This is a genomic window from Hyphobacterium sp., assembly GCF_965217055.1.
In the GTDB taxonomy this organism is placed as follows: domain Bacteria; phylum Pseudomonadota; class Alphaproteobacteria; order Caulobacterales; family Maricaulaceae; genus Hyphobacterium.
Map to the genome: position 1 here is coordinate 2362166 of NZ_OZ244227.1, position 17793 is coordinate 2379958.

The 17793-nt window shown below is 61.4% G+C and carries 14 protein-coding genes and 2 tRNA genes; 8 read left to right on the forward strand and 8 right to left on the reverse strand.

Translation table 11 applies throughout. The annotated features are described in order from the left end of the window. The first annotated feature begins 79 nt into the window (after positions 1 to 79). Positions 80 to 1903 carry an ABCB family ABC transporter ATP-binding protein/permease gene (locus ACOOFN_RS11765; RefSeq protein WP_420431702.1) on the forward strand — a complete coding sequence of 608 codons (1824 nt, stop codon included), beginning with the start codon at positions 80 to 82 and terminating at the stop codon, positions 1901 to 1903. Here ACOOFN_RS11765 and ACOOFN_RS11770 read toward each other — a convergent pair. The 4 genes from ACOOFN_RS11770 to ACOOFN_RS11785 all read right to left on the reverse strand — a co-directional run bounded on the left by ACOOFN_RS11770 (position 1881) and on the right by ACOOFN_RS11785 (position 6586). Next, positions 1881 to 2063, reverse strand: coding sequence for a hypothetical protein (locus tag ACOOFN_RS11770; RefSeq protein WP_420431704.1), 183 nt, complete (start codon positions 2061 to 2063; stop codon positions 1881 to 1883). The two genes, ACOOFN_RS11765 and ACOOFN_RS11770, sit on opposite strands and share 23 nt — an antisense overlap. A 29-nt stretch (positions 2064 to 2092) precedes the next feature. Further along, positions 2093 to 5305 carry an efflux RND transporter permease subunit gene (locus ACOOFN_RS11775; protein ID WP_420431706.1) on the reverse strand — a complete coding sequence of 1071 codons (3213 nt, stop codon included), beginning with the start codon at positions 5303 to 5305 and terminating at the stop codon, positions 2093 to 2095. Continuing rightward, positions 5302 to 6369: an efflux RND transporter periplasmic adaptor subunit gene (locus ACOOFN_RS11780; RefSeq protein ID WP_420431708.1), complete on the reverse strand. Its 1068-nt coding sequence runs from the start codon at positions 6367 to 6369 to the stop codon at positions 5302 to 5304. The genes ACOOFN_RS11775 and ACOOFN_RS11780 overlap by 4 nt, the downstream gene beginning before the upstream one ends. 141 nt (positions 6370 to 6510) lie before the next feature. Then, positions 6511 to 6586 (reverse strand) — tRNA-Asn (locus ACOOFN_RS11785). Between the two features lie 254 nt (positions 6587 to 6840). On the opposite strand from ACOOFN_RS11785, the gene ACOOFN_RS11790 reads away from it, so the two are divergent. Further along, a complete protein-coding gene (locus tag ACOOFN_RS11790; RefSeq protein WP_420431710.1) occupies positions 6841 to 7188 on the forward strand; it encodes an Mpo1-like protein in 348 nt (115 codons plus the stop codon). A 32-nt stretch (positions 7189 to 7220) separates the two neighbouring features. On the opposite strand, the gene ACOOFN_RS11795 is transcribed toward ACOOFN_RS11790, so the two are convergent. Next, positions 7221 to 7294 (reverse strand) — tRNA-Cys (locus tag ACOOFN_RS11795). A 124-nt stretch (positions 7295 to 7418) separates the two neighbouring features. Here ACOOFN_RS11795 and ACOOFN_RS11800 point away from each other — a divergent pair. From ACOOFN_RS11800 to ACOOFN_RS11825, 6 genes are all read left to right on the forward strand, one after another. Next, on the forward strand, positions 7419 to 8087 hold the full coding sequence (locus tag ACOOFN_RS11800) for a protein-L-isoaspartate O-methyltransferase family protein (protein ID WP_420431712.1): 669 nt from the start codon (positions 7419 to 7421) through the stop codon (positions 8085 to 8087). A gap of 142 nt (positions 8088 to 8229) precedes the next feature. Continuing rightward, positions 8230 to 9576 (forward strand): TolC family outer membrane protein, encoded by a 1347-nt coding sequence (locus tag ACOOFN_RS11805; protein ID WP_420431714.1) that lies wholly within the window; start codon positions 8230 to 8232, stop codon positions 9574 to 9576. A gap of 94 nt (positions 9577 to 9670) precedes the next feature. Beyond that, positions 9671 to 10303: a DUF2497 domain-containing protein gene (locus tag ACOOFN_RS11810; protein ID WP_420431716.1), complete on the forward strand. Its 633-nt coding sequence runs from the start codon at positions 9671 to 9673 to the stop codon at positions 10301 to 10303. Positions 10304 to 10371: 68 nt separating this feature from the next. Further along, entirely contained in the window at positions 10372 to 13095 is a 2724-nt protein-coding gene (locus ACOOFN_RS11815; protein ID WP_420431718.1) for a valine--tRNA ligase, read from the forward strand. A 187-nt stretch (positions 13096 to 13282) separates the two neighbouring features. Further along, a complete protein-coding gene (locus ACOOFN_RS11820; protein WP_420431720.1) occupies positions 13283 to 14707 on the forward strand; it encodes a peptidoglycan-binding domain-containing protein in 1425 nt (474 codons plus the stop codon). 118 nt (positions 14708 to 14825) lie between these two features. Further along, on the forward strand, positions 14826 to 15815 hold the full coding sequence (locus tag ACOOFN_RS11825; RefSeq protein WP_420431722.1) for a DUF3137 domain-containing protein: 990 nt from the start codon (positions 14826 to 14828) through the stop codon (positions 15813 to 15815). On the opposite strand, the gene ACOOFN_RS11830 is transcribed toward ACOOFN_RS11825, so the two are convergent. From ACOOFN_RS11830 to ACOOFN_RS11840, 3 genes are all read right to left on the reverse strand, one after another. Then, the gene (locus ACOOFN_RS11830) at positions 15812 to 16600 is read right to left on the reverse strand and encodes an exodeoxyribonuclease III (RefSeq protein ID WP_420431724.1); all 789 of its coding nucleotides are present in this window, start codon (positions 16598 to 16600) and stop codon (positions 15812 to 15814) included. The genes ACOOFN_RS11825 and ACOOFN_RS11830 overlap by 4 nt on opposite strands. Before the next feature lie 163 nt (positions 16601 to 16763). Beyond that, complete coding sequence (locus ACOOFN_RS11835; protein WP_420431726.1) at positions 16764 to 17459, reverse strand: nitroreductase; 696 nt, start codon at positions 17457 to 17459, stop codon at positions 16764 to 16766. Next, positions 17435 to 17764, reverse strand: a complete 330-nt coding sequence (locus ACOOFN_RS11840; RefSeq protein WP_420431728.1) for a HesB/IscA family protein — start codon at positions 17762 to 17764, stop codon at positions 17435 to 17437. The genes ACOOFN_RS11835 and ACOOFN_RS11840 overlap by 25 nt, the downstream gene beginning before the upstream one ends. Between the last annotated feature and the right edge of the window lie 29 nt (positions 17765 to 17793).

Consider the following 17793-nt stretch of genomic DNA (forward strand, 5'->3'; position numbering starts at 1 on the left):
AAACGCCGCCCGGGGCAACCCGGGCGGCGTTTTCTTTTTGGGCTGGCTTTTGCCCGCCGCGATCCCTATCTAGCGCGCCATGGCTGAGACTTCCTCCTCACCGCCACGCGGTGAATTTCGGGCCGCGCTTGGACGGTTGTTCGCGCTCCTCCTGTCCACCGACATGAAGAAATGGCGCCCGCGCATGGCACTGGCGCTGGTGCTGACGCTGATTGCCAAACTGTTTGCGGTGACTGCCCCGGTGGCGTTTGGCGAAGGTGTCAACGCGATCACGGAGCGAACCGCTGATACGGCGATCTGGGGGTTCGTTGCCGCCTTCATGCTCTATGCCGGCGCACGCTTCATGAGCGTCGGGGCGCCGCAGCTAAGGGACGCCCTGTTCGCACCGGTCAGCCAGGATGCACAGCGGCTGACGGCGGTACGGGCATTCGGACACGTCCAGCGGCTTTCGATCGGTTTTCACCAGACCAAGCGGACGGGCGCGCTCAACCGGATCATTGACCGCGGCGCGCGGGCGATTGATTTCTTCCTGCGTTTCTTCGTCTTCAATATCGGACCGACCGTGATCGAATTGCTGCTTGCGGCGTCCGTGATGGGCATTGCCTATGGCTGGGAGTTTCCGGTGATCGCTGTCGTCACCGTCGCAGCTTACGCGTTGTCGACCGCATTGGTGACCGAATGGCGGGTGCGCTTGCGGCGCGACATGAACGAAGCCGACAACGAAGCCAGTGCGCGCTCGGTCGATGCATTGATGAATTTCGAGACAGTGAAGTCCTTTGCCGCCGAGCAGCGCGAAACCGATCGCTATGACGAGGCGCTGACGCGCTATGCGGATGCCGCCACCCGGTCGATGAGTTCACTGGCGCTGCTCAACGGACTGCAAGCCCTGGTCATGAATCTCGGGTTGCTGGCGATGGCGGTGGTGGCAGGCTGGAAGGCTTGGAATGGCGTGCTGCTGGCTGGCGACATCGCGGCGGTGACCTTGATCCTGATGAACATCTATCAGCCGCTCAACATTTTGGGCTGGGCCTATCGCGAAATCCGGCAGGCCGCGGTTGATATGGAACGCCTGTTCGAGACACTTGCGATAAGGCCGGATGTTGCCGACGGGCCCGCCGCCCGGCCGCTGCACAGCGGGGCCGGGTCGGTTCGTTTCGAGCGTGTGTCGTTTGCCCATGACGGGCGCGACCGCTCGCTGGACGACGTCAGTTTCGATTTGCCCCCCGGCAGTTTCACCGGTGTGTGCGGGCCGTCGGGGGCAGGAAAGTCGACACTGCTGAAACTGCTATTCCGTTTTTATGATCCGGCGCCGGGCCGGGTGTTGCTCGACGGTACCGATATCAGGGACGTGACCCAGGACAGTTTGCGCGCCCAGATGGGGCTGGTGCCGCAGGATGTCGTCCTGTTCAACGATACGCTGCGCGCCAACATCCAGTACGGCGACCCGGATGCCGACGAAGCCGCGTTGCTGGAAGCTGCCGAACAGGCGCGGCTCGGCGATTTCATTCGCGCTCTGCCGGACGGGCTCGATACGCTGGTCGGCGAACGTGGGCTGAAATTGTCGGGGGGTGAGAAGCAACGTGTCGGCGTGGCGCGCGCAATCATTCGCAATCCGCGACTGCTGATCCTTGATGAGGCGACGTCGGCACTCGATTCCGAGACCGAGGAAGAAGTGCAAAAGGCATTGAGTCAGGCCGCCGCCGGCCGGACGACGCTGGCCGTGGCGCACCGCTTGTCGACGATTGCCGGCGCAGACCAGATCCTGGTCATGGACGACGGCCGCATCGTCGAACGCGGCACGCACGCAGAGCTATTGGCGCGCCAAGAACTGTACGCGCGGATGTGGCAGCGACAGGCAGAGGCTGAAGGCCGCGTCGAGTCTAGTCCAGTCCGATCATTGTGACTTCGTCCGAGACGATATGCGCAGGCGCTTCGCGGTCACCAGCAACGATCCGGTAGTCTCCGGGCGCCAGGGAAATCGCCTCGTTGCCTGTGATGCCACTGGCGACGACATCTCCGTTGGCATCCAGCACCTGGAATTGCGCGGCGACCGCGCGGGTCATGGCGTCGCTCAAGGCATCTGCAGCCAGAATTACTCGGCCGGCGCGGACCGTTCCGCCGCGGGTGTCAGGCCAAGCCGTGCCTGCCCCCAGCCGATGATGCGGCGACGGAAATTGCCCATCCGCAGTGGCGCGCCCAGGAAGACGGGCGTCAGCACCAGCGTCAGGAGCGTGGCAAAACCGAGGCCCCAGACGACCGCGCTGGACAGCTGCACCCACCATTCCGAGGACGGCCCGCCGATCGAGAGGACTCCCGACCCGAAATTGGCATTGATCTGGAACACCATTGGCAGGAGGCCGAAGATCGTCGTGATCGTTGTAAGCATGACCGGGCGCAGTCGCTGGGCGGCGGTGCGGACGATGGATTCATCGACCGAATAGCCGAGCTCGCGCATACGGTGAAAAGTGTCGATCAGGACAATATTGTTGTTCACGACGATGCCGGCGAGGGTCACCACGCCAGTACCGACGAACAATACCGAGATGTATGGGAACGAGATCTGGATTCCCAACATCACGCCGACGACCGAAAGGACGACAGCCTGCAGCGTCAGCAGGACGTGCCAGAAATTGTTGAACTGCCAGAGCAGGATAACGGCCATCATGAACAATGAGGCGAGCATGGCGACCATGAAGAACTGGCCGGCTTCGGCGGTTTCCTCGTCGGCGCCGCGAAAGCGGATATCGACATCTGCGGATAGCCGTCCGGCTGCCTGCTCTTCTTCGATCCAGGCGCGCAATTCGTCGCGTAGCAGATTGGCCGCGTAGCCTTCCTCGGCATTGGCGCGGATCTCGATCACGCGCTTGCCGTCGCGGCGGTTGATGGAATCGACTCGCTGACGCGCTTCGCGAGTGACGAAATTGCTGATCGGAACCGAGCCGTCCGGCGTGTTCACTCGCAACTGGTCGAGCGAATCAATGCCGCGATATTGCGCGGGAAAGCGGACCCGGATGTCGACTTCTTCATCGGCATCGTCGGGACGGTAACGGCCGACGAGAGCGCCATTGGTGACCAGCTGAACGGCAGCGCCAATCTGCGCGACATCCGCTCCGAAGCGTCCGGCCTCCTCGCGATCGACCGCCAGCCGCCATTCAAGACCTGGCAGCGGCAGCGTGTCCTCGATGTCGACCAGCCCCTCGGTCTGGTCGAGACGGGAGCGCACCGCCCTGGCGACGTCGTCGAGGTCCGCGAAATTATCAGAACGCAGTTCGACCTGGACGTCCTTGCCGACCGGCGGCCCGTTCTCGAACGGGCGGACTTCGGTCACCAGACCGGGAATATCGGCAACGGCTTCACGGATGTCAGCGAGGATTTCGCGCCCGTCGCGGCGCTGACCGTGGGGGTAGAACTCGATGAAAATGCGGGCGACAGCATCGGCCGGGGCGCCGGATACCCCGTCATTGAAATTGCCGGACTGGGCAGACGTCCCGGCGGTCGTGAAGTAGCCGCGAATGCCGTCGATGTTTTCCAGTCGCTCCTCGACCTGAACGGCGAGCTGATATTGTTCCGCGGGCGAAAGATTGCCGCGAGCGCGGACGAAGACGTAGACCTGCTCGGGCTCGGTATCGAGGAAGAATTCGGTCCGGTGCGGCGTCGATCCGAACCAGACAAAGGTGGTGACAACGACCAGCAGGCTGACACCGGCGACCATGAGCGGCCGCTCGACCAGTGCCGAAATGGTGCGCGCATAAAGGCCGGTGAAACCCGGCAGCTCGGTGGGTTTCGCAGAACTTTCCGCCGACAGCATGGCGAGCGCAGATGCGTCGCCTTTTGCCGGCTGCTTACCGATGACCGAGCCGAGCGCCGGCAGGAAGACCAGCGCCATCAACAGGGCTGACGACAGGACGAATATCAGTGTCGTTGGCAAATAGGCCATGTACTGGCCCGGTATCGTGTCCCAGAAGAGAAATGGCAGGAAGGCGGCCAGCGTGGTGCCGGTCGAGGATACGATCGGCCAGAACATGCGCTTGCCGGCCATGGCGTAGCTGTCACGGCGCGGCGTTCCTTCGGCGAGTTTCCGGTCTGCGTATTCAACGACGACGATGGCGCCGTCCACCAGGAGGCCGACCGCCAGCACCATGGCGAACATCACCATGAAATTGACCGAGTATCCGAAAATGCTGAGCAGCAGGAAGGAGAACAGGAAGCTGGACGGGATCGCGATTCCGACCAGCAGGGCCGAGCGCAGGCCCAGCGCCGCGACGACAAGAATCATCACCAGCACGATGGCCAGCGTGATCGAGCTCGACAGGCTGTTGAGCGAATCCTGGACGTAGGTGGAGACGTCGAGCGAGAAGGCATGGCCGACCGATTCCGGCCAACCTTGCGATATGACCGCAACCCGCTCGCGTACCTCCGCCGTCATGTCGATCACATTGGCGCCGGGGCGACGTACAACCTGCAGCGAAAAGGCCGGGCGGCCATTGTAGCGGGCAAAACCGTCGCGGTCCTTGAACGTACGACGGACTTCGGCGAGGTCGGCAAGCGTGACGACGGTGTCGCCATTGCGGGCGACGGGCAATTCAAGCGCGTCCTGTGCGGTCTCGAACAGGCCGGGAACCTTGACCTGGAAGCGGGCATCGCCGGTGTCGAGCGCACCGGCCGCGACAAGCTGGTTGTTGGCTTGCACTGCGCCGATCACTTGCCCGAACGTTACGCCGAAGCTTTCCAGCCGTGCCGGGTCGACCACGACTTCGAGAAGCTCATCGCGTGTGCCGGAAAGGTTCGCCTCGAGCACGGACGGCAGGGATTCCAGCTCGTCCTGCAGATCACGCGCAAGGCGGTACAGCGCCCGTTCGGGCACGTCGCCGTAAAGCTGAACCACGATGGCCGGAGCCAGCGCGGCATTGACCTCGCGCAGGACGGGCTCGCGGGCGTCCTCGGGGAATTCGCGGCGGGCCAGGTCCATCGCCTCGCGTACATCGAGTATCGCCTGATCGGCATCGAAGGTGACGTCGAATTCGAGCACCATGGAGCCGGCACCCAATTGCCCGGTCGAATTCAGTTCCTCGAGCCCCTCGATCGAACGCAATTCGGTCTCGGCCGGCCGCAGGATCAGGCGCTCTGCGTCTTCCGGCGACAGGCCCTCCAGTGGAACGATTACGCCGACAAACGGGATCGGGATATCAGGGTCAGCTTCCTTGGGGGCGGTGATGTAGGAAACAAGCCCGGCCATCAGGAGCACGCCAAAGATGACCAGGATCATCCGAACGCGGCTGACCGCGAAATCGACGAGCGCCGTCATGGCGCACGCACGGCGTCGACAACAGCGCCGTCTTCCACGAAATCCTGCCCCTGCACGATCACCCGTGCCGGGTCCGGCAATCCGGATACCCAGCTTCCGCCTGCTTCATCCGACAACCATTCGACCTCGACGAAGTTCACGCGACCGTCATCGCCTATCACCCGCACGCCGATATTGCCGTCCTGGTTGAGCGCCAGCACGGTTGTCGGCACCAGGTGGGCGGGCCGCGTTTCCAGCGGAATGATGATCTCGGCCGTTACGCCGGCGCGTAGTTCGCCGTTGGGATTGTCGATCGCAAGCTCTGCCCGGAATGTCCGCGTCGCCGGGTCGGCCTGGCGCGCGATACGACGGACCGTGCCGTCGACGACCTCGCCGGTGATCAGGCGCGCACGACCGGTCATGCCGGCTTGAAGCGCCCCGACATCGCGCTCGGCAACCTGGGCCGCGGCGAGCAGCGGATCCAGTTCGAGCACTACCCCGCAGGGCTCGCCGGGCGCAAGAAAATCACCGATCTCGGCTTCGCGGCGATCGAACCAGCCATCGAATGGCGCTCGGATATAGATGTTCTGAAGTTCCTGTCGGGCTGCCTCCAGCCGGGCGCGGGCGCCGTCGCGTGCGGCTTCGAGCGCGGAGATCGAGTTTTGCGAGCGATAGCCGCGGTCACCAAGGGCGACCGCGCCCTCATATTCCTGCTGGGCCGCGCGCAGGTCGGCTCGCGCCTGGTCGAGCGCCGCCTGGCGTGCATCGACATCAAGGCGACACAACAGGTCTCCTTCGCTGACGCGTGAGCCTTCGAGCGCAGCTGCCTCGACAACGCGTCCGCCGGTTTCGGCACGGACCGCGACTTCGCGAAACGCTTCCGTCCGCCCACGCAGGACCAGAAGTGCGGGTTGTTCGCCCGCTTCGACGATTTCATAGATGACACGGGGTGCGCGTGACGGCGCTCGCCCGTCTTCTGCGGCCCGTTCGACATCGTTGTTGCTGAACACTGTTCCAAACAGGAAGAATCCGCCCACCAGAAGCACGATGACGATCGCCGCGATATATCGGCTGTTCAGTTTCATGTGTCGGAGGCCCACTTTCCGCCCGCATTGATATTGCAGATGCGAGATACGCCGCTTTACGCGAAGAATCGAGGGCAAAGCCGGTAATTGATCAGAGTTTTTCGGAACTGATCAAAAATAATCGGAAAATCCTGCGGAGAGTGGCTCCCTGGGACGGGCTCGAACCGCCGACCCGGTGATTAACAGTCACCTGCTCTACCAACTGAGCTACCAGGGAATAACCATCTCAATGAGCGCGCCGCTATATCACCGGATGAGTCCCGGCGGCAAGCCTCGGATCACAACCAAATGCACAAAGAAGATCGGGAGCCGAAGGGCTCCCGATAAGGCATTGGGTGGATGGTGGGGTGTCTTCACGGGAAGACAACTACACCTTCCCCCAAGAGGGTAAATGATCGGTTAACACCATTGCGATCGGGTCGAAAAGGATTCAAGCTGTTTGAGAAAGTCTTATCCGAAAGGGCCAAGGCCATGCGCGAATACACAACATATGGCGAGTTTTTCCCCTACTACCTACAAGAGCACGCGCGGCCGGCGACACGCTATTTTCATTATGCGGGATCGATTCTTGCCATCATTGTCCTGACTTATGCCATCGCCAGCGGAAATTTGTGGCTGCTGTTGCTGGTGCCGGTGTCGGGTTATTTTTTCGCCTGGATCAGCCATGCTTTTGTCGAGCGCAACAAACCGGCGACCTTCACCTACCCACTCTGGTCGCTGCGCGGCGACTATCACATGCTGGTCCTCGCGATCTCCGGGAAGCTGAATGCCGAACTTGAGCGCGCCGGCGTCGGTCGGCGCACGGCCGGCCAAGGCTGATGGCCGGCGGGCCGATTTGGTTGGCATGAGAGTGGAGGCTCCGCCCGGAATCGAACCGGGGTACACGGATTTGCAATCCGCTGCGTCACCACTCCGCCACGGAGCCTCGGCGCGGTGAGGCGCGTTTGTAACCGAGGCGAATTCATGCGGCAACGTGTCTTCGCACGATCGCCGTCATCAAGTGTTGCCGCGGGCTTTGAACGCGCGATATAAGCGCGGCGCAATCAGAAATGAGGGGGCTGCACGTGCTCGACTTTTCCCGCGAACGCGATGCCATGGTGGACAGCCAGGTTCACACCGCTGATGTAACCGAGCGGCGGCTGTTGCGCGCGATGCGGACATTGCCGCGCGAAACCTTCATGCCGAAGAGCAAGCAGGCGCTCGCCTACGCTGATAGCGAGGTCGAGACAGCGCCGGGGCGCTGGATGATGCGGCCTCGTGAACTGGCCATGCTGATCGACGCTGCCGAAATCGACGAATCGGATCTGGTGCTGAATATTGCGAGCGGGCGCGGATATGCCGCTGCCGTGATCTCGCGTCTCGCCGAGACGGTCGTGTGTGTCGAGACCGACGAGACCCTGATCGAAAAGGCTTCAGCTGCTTTGGGCAATGCCGGGTGCGACAATGCCGTCGTCATCAAGGGCAATCCGCGCGAAGGCGCGCCGGGGCAGGGGCCTTACGACGTAATCTTTGTGGAAGGCGCGGTAGAGATGACGCCGCGGGCCTGGTTCGATCAATTGAAAGATGGCGGACGGTTGGCGGTGGTTCTGTGGCAAGGGCATATCGGCAAAGCCACGATTTTCACGCGGTCGGGCGACAGCATCGGCCAGCGGACAGTTTTTGATGCGACGCCCCGGCTGATTCCGGGTTTCCAGAAAGAGCCCGGATTCGTTTTTTAGCGCGGTACGCTGCTTGTAAATGATGGCGGGGCGCTTAAGTGAACACTGTTCACTTGCTACGGCTTCGTTAGAATTCTTACAAAGCCGACACTATGCCGGTGGCGCCAGCTGTATAAAGTACAGCGAAATCCGAGGGACGAACATGTTCAAAAGACTTTTCTGTACAGGCGCTCTGGCCGCCATCGCCATTTCGCTGCCGGCAGGCGCTCAGACTTTCGAGGAAACGCTCGAACTGACCTACCGATCGAATCCGACATTGCAGGCGGACCGGGCCGGATTGCGGGCGACGGAAGAGACGGTCACCCAGGCTCGTTCAGGATGGCTGCCCAATGTTTCTGCCACGGCCAGAATTTCGCGATCGCGGACCGAGAGCTCAGGCGGGTTTTTCAACCAGGCCAATACGGTGACTCCGCAAACCTACAGCATCAATGCCAGCCAGGCGATCTGGCGCGGTGGCGAGATCAACGGTGCCATCAACCAGGCACAGGCCAATGTTCTGGCGGCCCGGGAATCGCTGCGCGCTACAGAGCAGACCGTGTTGCTCGCGGCCGCAACCGCATTCCTTGACGTGCGCCGCGACGTCGAAATCGCGAATATCCGCCGCAACAATGTCGAGGTTCTTCTCGCGCAGCTGGACGCTGCCGAGGACCGGTTCGAAGTCGGCGAGATCACACGCACCGACGTGTCACAGGCTGAAGCCCGTCTTGCGAGCGCTCGTGCCCAACTTGCTACGGCCCTGTCGCAGCTCGCTGCAAGCCGTGCGCGCTATGCCGCCGTTGTTGGCCAGTATCCGGCGACATTGACGCCGGAACCGCCGCTTCCCGAGCTTCCGGCTTCGATCGAGGATGCGCTCGAAATTGCACTCGATTACAGCCCGGTCTTGCGGGCCGCTGCATTCAATGAGGACTCGGCGCGCGCCGGTATTCAAACCGCCCGTGGTGCGTTCTCGCCCGACGTTTCGCTGGCGGCTGCTGCTAGCCGCGCCCATGACCAGAATTTTCCCGGCGATGAGACCGATCGCTATACGCTGACGGCGGAAGTGTCAGTGCCACTGTTTACCGGCGGGCTGAACGGATCACGTCTCCGGCAGGCCACCTTCAATGCCGACCAGGCACGCATTCGCGTGACCGCGGCACGCCGGCAGGTCACGGAAGTGGTGACAACCGCCTACAACAATCTTGTTGCGAGCCGTTCCGTCATTGATTCGAGCCAGCGGTCGGTCGAAGCGAACGAAATTGCTTTGGAGGGTGTCCAGCAGGAAGCGTTCGTTGGATTGCGGACGACTCTCGATGTGCTGAATGCCGAACAGGAATTGCTTGAAGCGCGCCTGACACTCGTCAGTGCGGAACGCGATTCGTATGTCGCCGGGTTGACGCTATTGCAGGCGATGGGGCTGCTCACGGCGGAGACGCTTGAAATTTCCGGGACGCCTGAACCCTATCTTAGCGAGCCAAGCCGGACTGAATTCGACCTGACTCCGTGGAATTAGCTTGGGAAAACTGGGCATTCTGTCTGGACACGATACCCCAACACCGGTTTTATTCCCCGAACAGGGGAAGCGATGAACAAGGAATCGCGCGCTAATGTCTACTGAAGCTGCTGAAAACGAACCGTCCATGGAAGAAATCCTCGCTTCGATCCGGCGGATCATTGACGAGGATGAAGAGAGCGGTGACGGCGAAGCCGAAGCTGCTGCTCCAGAGGCAGAAGCAGAGCCGCAAGTCGCCGAGGAAACCGAAGCGGATCCCGAGCCCGCGCCGGAGCCGGTTGCTGAAGCCGCGCCGGAACCTGCACCCGAACCAGAGCCTGAGCCTGAAGAAGAGGTATTGGAACTCACCGAGACGGTCGAAGACGAATCGGCTGGCACGGATCCGCTTGCGCTGGACGATGATCTGATGATTGTCGATCGCGAGGACGAGGTTGAGCCTGCGCCGGAACCGGCGCCTGAGCCCGAGCCGGAACCCGTCATGGAAAGCGCCCCTGAGCCCGAGAGTGATGATTCGCTGGTCGGAACGCCTGCCGCGACCGCGGCGGCTGGTGCCTTTGATGCGTTGGCGGAAAACCTGCGGGTCGCCAGCGCTGATGGCCTGACGCTTGAAGGCATCGTCCGCGAAATGATGCGGCCAATGCTGAAGGAATGGCTGGACGCCAATTTGCCGCGCATCGTCGAAGAAAAGGTCGAATCGGAAATCGAACGCATTGCGCGTCGACGCTGAGCCTGATCTGACATCAACAACAAGCGGGCGTCGACGAAACCGTCGGCGCCCTTTATGTATCCGCCGCCATGCTAGACAAGACCTTTGATCCGAAAGCCGCCGAACCGCGCCTCTACGCGCAGTGGGAAGATGCCGGAGCCTTCCAGCCGAAGGACGACCCGGACGCCGAAACCTATTCGATTGTCATCCCTCCGCCGAATATAACAGGCAGCCTGCATATCGGCCACGCGCTGAACAACACGCTTCAGGACGTGCTGATCCGCTATCACCGCATGCTGGGAAAGGCCGTGCTTTGGCAGCCTGGAACCGACCATGCCGGTATCGCGACGCAAATGGTGGTCGAGCGCCAGCTATCAGCTGAAGGCAATATCTCGCGCCGGGATATGGGGCGCGAAGCCTTCATTGAACGCGTGTGGAAATGGAAAGAGGAATCCGGGGGCACGATCCTCAACCAATTGCGCCGGCTGGGCGCATCCTGTGACTGGAGCCGCGAGCGCTTCACCATGGATGAAGGGTTGTCCAAGGCAGTCCTCAAGGTCTTTGTCGAGCTCTATAATCAGGACCTCATCTACCGCGACAAGCGGCTGGTGAACTGGGACCCGCATTTCCAGACCGCGATCTCCGACCTGGAAGTCGAGAACAAGGAGGTCGACGGGCATTTCTGGCGCTTCCGTTACCCGCTCGCTGATGGCTCGACCTATGAATTCCCCGTGGCTTTCGACGAGGACGGGAAGCCCACTGCGTGGGAGACCCGCGATTACATCGTCGTCGCAACGACCCGCCCGGAAACCGTGCTCGGCGATACCGGGGTTGCGGTGCATCCGGACGATGAGCGCTATGCCGGCCTGGTCGGGAAGAAACTTCGTCTGCCGATTGCCGATGTCGAAATCCCGATTGTCGCCGACGAACATGCGGATCCGGAGCAGGGCTCGGGCGCGGTGAAGATCACGCCGGCGCACGATTTCAACGACTTCATGGTGGGCGAACGCCAAGGCCTGCCGATGGTCAATATTCTCGACCGCGAGGCGCGGCTCATCAGCGAGATCGCCGACGAGACCGTCGACGGGCTTGACCGCATTCCAGCCGAGTGGCGCGGGCTCGACCGGTTCGAGGCGCGCGAAAAACTGGTTGCGCGCATGGACGAGCTCGGCCTGCTCGACGGGATCGAGGATCGCAAGGTGCAACAGCCCTTCGGTGACCGATCGGGCGTGGTTGTCGAACCTTTCCTCACCGACCAATGGTTCGTGAAGGCGGACGTGCTGGCGAAGGACGCCATTGCGGCGGTCGAGGACGGGCGCACCAAATTCCACCCCAAGAACTGGGAGAACACCTATTTCAACTGGATGCGCAACATCCAGCCCTGGTGTATCTCGCGCCAGCTCTGGTGGGGACACCGGATTCCGGCCTGGTATGACGCAGACGGCAAGGTCTATGTCGCCGAAAACGAAGCTGAAGCCGTTGCGCAGGCCGGCGGCAAGACGCTTACCCAGGACGAGGACGTTCTCGACACCTGGTTTTCCTCGGCCCTATGGCCGTTCTCTACGCTGGGCTGGCCCGAGGAAACGAATGAGCTGGAGCGCTTTTATCCGACGTCCGTGCTGGTTACGGCATTCGACATCATCTTCTTCTGGGTCGCCCGGATGATGATGCAGGGGCTTCATTTCCAGAAGGAAATCCCTTTCCACGATGTCTACATCCACGCCCTGGTGCGCGACGAGCACGGTGCCAAGATGTCGAAATCGAAGGGCAATGTGATCGACCCGTTGGAACTGGTCGATGAGTTCGGCGCCGATGCGGTGCGTTTCACGCTTGCGGCATTGGCTGCCCAGGGACGCGACATTCGGATGTCTAAAGAGCGCGTTGAGGGCTACCGGAATTTCGGCACCAAGCTGTGGAATGCGGCCCGCTTCTGCCTGATGAATGATTGCCTTCCGGATCCGGACTTCGATCCGAAAGCGGTGAAGCAGACGGTCAACCAGTGGCTGCTCGGCGAAGCCGAAGCGGCCGCTGCGGCAGTCGCAAGGGGGCTCGAGAGCTACAAGTTCAACGAAGCGGCCGGCGCGGCCTATCGCTTTGTCTGGAACGTGTTCTGCGATTGGCACCTGGAGTTCGCCAAGCCGCTGCTTTCCGGAAATGACGATGCTGCCAAGGCCGAGACGCGTGCGACGACGGCGTTTGTGCTGGAGGTCGCGCTGAAACTCCTGCATCCCTTCATGCCGTTTGTGACCGAAGAGTTGTGGGCGAAGACGGCGGGTGAAAAGGGGCGTGACAACCTCCTGATCGTCGGTGACTGGCCAAAGCTGGATGGGCTGACGAACAAGAGTGCACAGGCCGAGATGAACTGGCTGGTCAGCCTGATCACCGAGATCCGAAAGTTGCGTTCGGAGATGAACATTCCGCCGAATGCAAAACCGGCGGGCCTTGCCGTAAACGCCGACGCGGTTTTGGCGAAGCGGCTGGAAACCCATTCCGCCCTGATCTGCCGGATGGCGCGGCTGGATTCAATTGGTGCGGCCGAACAAGCGCCTGACGGATCAGCGCAAATCGTGGTCGACGAAGTGACCTACGCCTTGCCGCTGGAAGGCGTCATTGATTTTGACGCCGAACGGGCGCGTCTGGACAAGGAAATCGCGAAAATCGAGGGCGAGATCACGCGGCTCGAGAAAAAGCTCGGGAACGAGAAATTCGTCGCCAATGCGCCGGAAGCGGTGGTCGCCGGCGAGCGCGAGAAACTGTCCGACTATGCAGCGCAGCAGACAGCATTGGTCGCGGCGCGCGGGCGACTGGCATAATTCTGCCATCGAAGGCTGCATTTTCAGCAGCCAATGCAATTTCTGCGGGGCGATCCGGGCGTGATGACCACAATCGGGCGTCTGCGTTTTTATGCGCTCCTGAGGCATTTTTCGCGTGTCAGTTGTTGCCGCTTTCTGAAATGGCGTTAACGATTATATTCGACAGACAGAAAACTGGGGGAACACCGTGAATATTCGCAAGAACTTGGCCGCGGGCGCGGCCATTGGCGCCATTGCCATTCTGGCACCAGGGGTCGCCAACGCCCAATCAGACTCGGAGCTTCGCCAGGAACTCCAGCGTGCGCAGCAACGCATTCAGCAGCTCGAAAGCCGACTTTCAGCTGATCTGCCGCCCGCAACAACCGATGGTCAGTGTTTCTCGCGTGTGCTGGTTCCGCCGAGCCCGCGGACGATAACGGACACAATTATCGTGGCCGAAGCGCGCACGGAAACCATCGTCATTCCGCCGCAATACCAAACGGTAACCGAGCAGGTGCTGATCGAGGAAGAACGCACGGTTCGCCGCGTGATCCCCGCGCAGTACGAAACCCGGACCGAGCAGGTCCTGATTCGTCCGGAGCGCGTTGAACGCCGGATTATTCCTGCCGTTTACGAAACCCGCACCGAGCAAGTCCTGGTCGAGCCGGAAAGAACGGTTCGCCGCGTCGTGCCCGCAGAAACACGGACTGTGACTGAAACCGTCACCATCCAGGAATCGCGTATCGAACCCGTCGTGATCCCGGCACAGTACGAGGAATATACGGAACAGGTGCTGGTACGTGAGGCGTATTATACTTGGCAGCCTTCCGAGCCGCTCTATCTGGCTTCGAATTCGAATGCCTCCAGCGCAGCAGAGTTCGCGCGGAGCAATTTCTCGTCGTCCGATCTGCGTGAATTGCCGACCGGGGAAATTCTCTGTCGTGTGGAAGTGCCGGCAGAGTATGAAACGGTCACCCGGACGCGCCTGGTGAGCCCCGAGCGCATCGTCTATCGCACCGCCGATGGCGGCACGTCTCCGAGCCCGGTCGAACTGCCGCCCGTTACGACGTCGGCAACCCGGACCGAGATCATCACGCCGGAACGCGTGGTCGAGGAAGTGATCCCTTCGCGCTATGAAACGCTCACCACGACCGTGGAAGTCGAACCCGAGCGCGTGGTCGAGGAAATCATTCCGGCCGAATACGAGACTGTCCAAACCACGGTCGTCGTCGAACCGGAACGCGTGGTCGAGGAAGTCATCCCGGCGCGTTATGAGACCACCACTGTCGAGCGTCTGGTGACGCCGGGTCGCGAAGAAACCCGGACCATTCCGCCGGTGACCCGCGAAGTCACGCGCGTCAGCTATGACGGTGCTGGCAATCTCGCCTGGCGTGAAGTGCTGTGCGAAATCAACACGACACCGCAGGCGATCGAGCAGATCCAGATCGGTCTGCGAGATGCCGGTTACTACAACGGCCCAGTGGATGGCCTGTTCCGCGAACAGACCTACCAGGCCATGGTGCGCTACCAGGAAGCCAACGGGCTCGTGCGGGGTCAGCTGACCCGCCAGTTCGTCGAGCATCTGGGTGTGCCATGGGCACCGTTGACGGTGAATTTCTACCCGTCCAACTGACCCGGACGGCAGTTTCAGGAGAAACCCTCGCTCGTTTGAGCGAGGGTTTTTCTTTGCCTTTGCGAATTCACGCCGGACGAAAGATTGCGTGTCGGGCGGATGGCGTTAGCTTTTCCTCATGACCGAGTCGACTGCCTTATCTCCGGAGATGGAAACCATCTGGCGCGACGAGCTCTCGCCCTTTCTTGCCGAGCGAGAGACACGCCGGAAGCGCGCCGTGAACGAGCTGGTATTCGGCGGTATCGGTGGAATTGCTGCCGGGCTGGTTGCGCTCGTCGTCCTGTCGCTTCTCCTTCTGCCGCAGTTCGGAATATTTGCGCTGATCGGCCTTGGAATCCTTGGCTTCGTGCTGGGCGGCCGCAAGCTCAACGCCTTGCGCAAGGAAGTGAAGTCCGGCCTCCTCGAACGGCTCGCCGAGACGTCGCATATGCAATATGCGCTCAAGCCGAATCAGCCGGCGCGTTTCAACGTATTCCGCGAGCATGGGCTGATCCCGTCGTCGCAACGCGACCATTTCGAGGACCATTTCACCGGCGAGCGGCACGGTTCCGTCTTCGAGCTTTACGAAGCGAAACTTGAACAGCGCCGGCGGTCCAAGAACCGGACCTATTACGTGACGGTGTTCCGCGGTCTCCTGATCAGGATCGAATTCCCGCGTACCGTCGAGGGCGTCACGGTCATCACCCGCGACAAGGGATTTTTCAATGCGCTGGAAGGCTGGGGGCGCAAGACGTTCGGCAGCCACAAGTTGGAGCGTGTCGGCCTCGTCGACCCGGATTTTGAAAAGCTGTTCGAGGTGTATTCGACCGACCAGGTCATGTCCCGTTATCTCCTCACGCCCACCTTCATGGAGCGCCTGCTGGCGCTGGAAAACGCAGTGAAGGGCAAGAAGGTGCGCGCGGCATTCGACGAGCGGAATGGCGGCGGCGAATTGCTGATTGCGGTCGAGACCGGCGATCTGTTCGAGCCGGGCAGCCTGTTCAAGCCGCTCGATGATGAGGAGCGCGTCCGCACGCTGTTGCAGGAAATCGACCTGGTGACCGGCATGCTGGACTTGATGGTCCGCCCGCCCGAGCTCGGCGAGAACGTGCTGGCTGACACGCTCTAGAAGTCGAAACCTGCCACCACCGGCACATGATCCGAGGCTTTCGCCTTACCGCGCGTTTTCTTGTGAATCTCCACGGATCTGAGCCTGTCAGCGGCTTGCGGCGAACACAGCAGATGGTCGATGCGGATGCCGTGATCCTTTTGCCAGGCCCCTGCCTGATAGTCCCAGAACGTATACTGGTGCGCGCGGCCATCGCACTGCTCGAAGGCGCTGGTGAAGCCCTGAAAAAGGAGCTGGCGGAAGGCGGCGCGCGATTCCGGCCGGGTCAGAGCATCGCCTTCCCACGCGGCAGGATCGTGCACGTCATTGTCACCGGGAATGACGTTGTAATCGCCGGCAAGGACGAGATTTTCCTCATAGGTGAGAAGCTCGGCGGCGCGCGCGTTGAGGCGCTTCATCCAGCCCAGTTTGTAGTCGAATTTGGGGCCCGGTGCCGGATTGCCATTGGGCAGGTAGATCGAGGCGACGCGCACGACGGCATCGTCGATCGCAATCACCGCTTCGAGATAGCGCGCCTGCTCGTCCTCATCATCCCCGGGAAGACCGGAAACCGTTTCCTCGATCGGGAATTTCGAGAGAATGGCAACGCCATTATAGGATTTCTGACCGTGCGTCTCGACGTTGTAGCCGAGATCCTCGATCTCGAGGCGCGGGAAGTTCTCGTCAATGCACTTGATTTCCTGCAAGCAAACGATGTCGGTTTCGCTCTCGCGCAACCAGTCGAGTACGTTTGCAAGGCGCGCCTTGACCGAATTGACGTTCCAGGTGGCGATGGTGACAGTCATGGGCGGGCCTTTGGACATTCCAGATTCGATTTTCGCCAACTAGCCACAACAATTCGCTGGTGACCACTCGGTTTGCCGCGCCGCGGCGCTTGCGGCGGGTCGATCCAGGCAACGGATCCTGCCCGGGACAAGGGGCGAGTTATGCGCAATGCGGCCGTCGCGGCTAGAAGCCCCGGAAACTGGCGATCTCATCGAGATCTGCCCGTTCCGTGCGCATCGAATTGAGCGGCGCACCGGGATCGGCATAGCCGAGCGCCATGCCGCAATAGACCTGCTCGTCGTCCGGCAGGTCGAGTGCGGCGCCGATGGTTTTTGTGAACCGTGTCCAGGCTTCCTGCATGCATGTTGCCAGCCCGTGCGCTTCAGCAGCCAGCGCGACGGCGTAGATGAACATGCCGAGATGTGCCCACTGATTGGGATTCATCTTCGGATCGATAGTGAAGAAGAGGCCGACCGGCGCGCCGAAGAAGTCGAAGTTTTTCAGGACCTGGATCAGGCGACCGGCCTTGTCCTCGCGCGGTATGCCGAGGATGTCGTACATCTGTTCGCCGACCGCAAACCGACGCGAGCGATAAGGCTCCCAGAGTTTGGCAGGATAGACCGGAAAGGTATTTTCGTCGCCTAACGGATCGGATTCGAGCTTTGCCTTCGTGGCATCGATGATCGCCTGCCGTGCCGCGCCGGTGACGACATGCACTTTCCAAGGCTGGAGATTGCCGCCTGACGGGGCCCAGCGTGCATCATCCAGGACGGCGCGGACGGTGGACTCGTCGACGGGCTTGTCGAGGAAGGCCCGCGTCGAAATACGACCACGCAGGGCTTCAAGAATGTCCATCAGATCGAGAAGCTGACGCCGCAACCACAGGCCGCCGTGGCATGCGGATTGTCGATCCTGAAGGTCGCGCCGATCAGATCGTCGGAAAAATCGATGGTGCAGTCGGCGAGGAAGGGCAGCGAGGCCGAGTCGATCGCCACTTTCGCGCCGTTGCGTTCGAGCAGCGTGTCGTCATCGGTCGCGGCTTCATCGAGGTCGAACTTGTAGGAAAAGCCCGAGCATCCTCCGCCTTCGACGGAAATGCGCATAACACCAGCCTTCTCGGCGTCGAGAATGGCATTGATGCGCTTGGCGGCGCGTTCGGTCAGTTCGATCTGCGGTGCGGCCATGACGGGCTCCGGCTTTTGTTTTGCTGCCC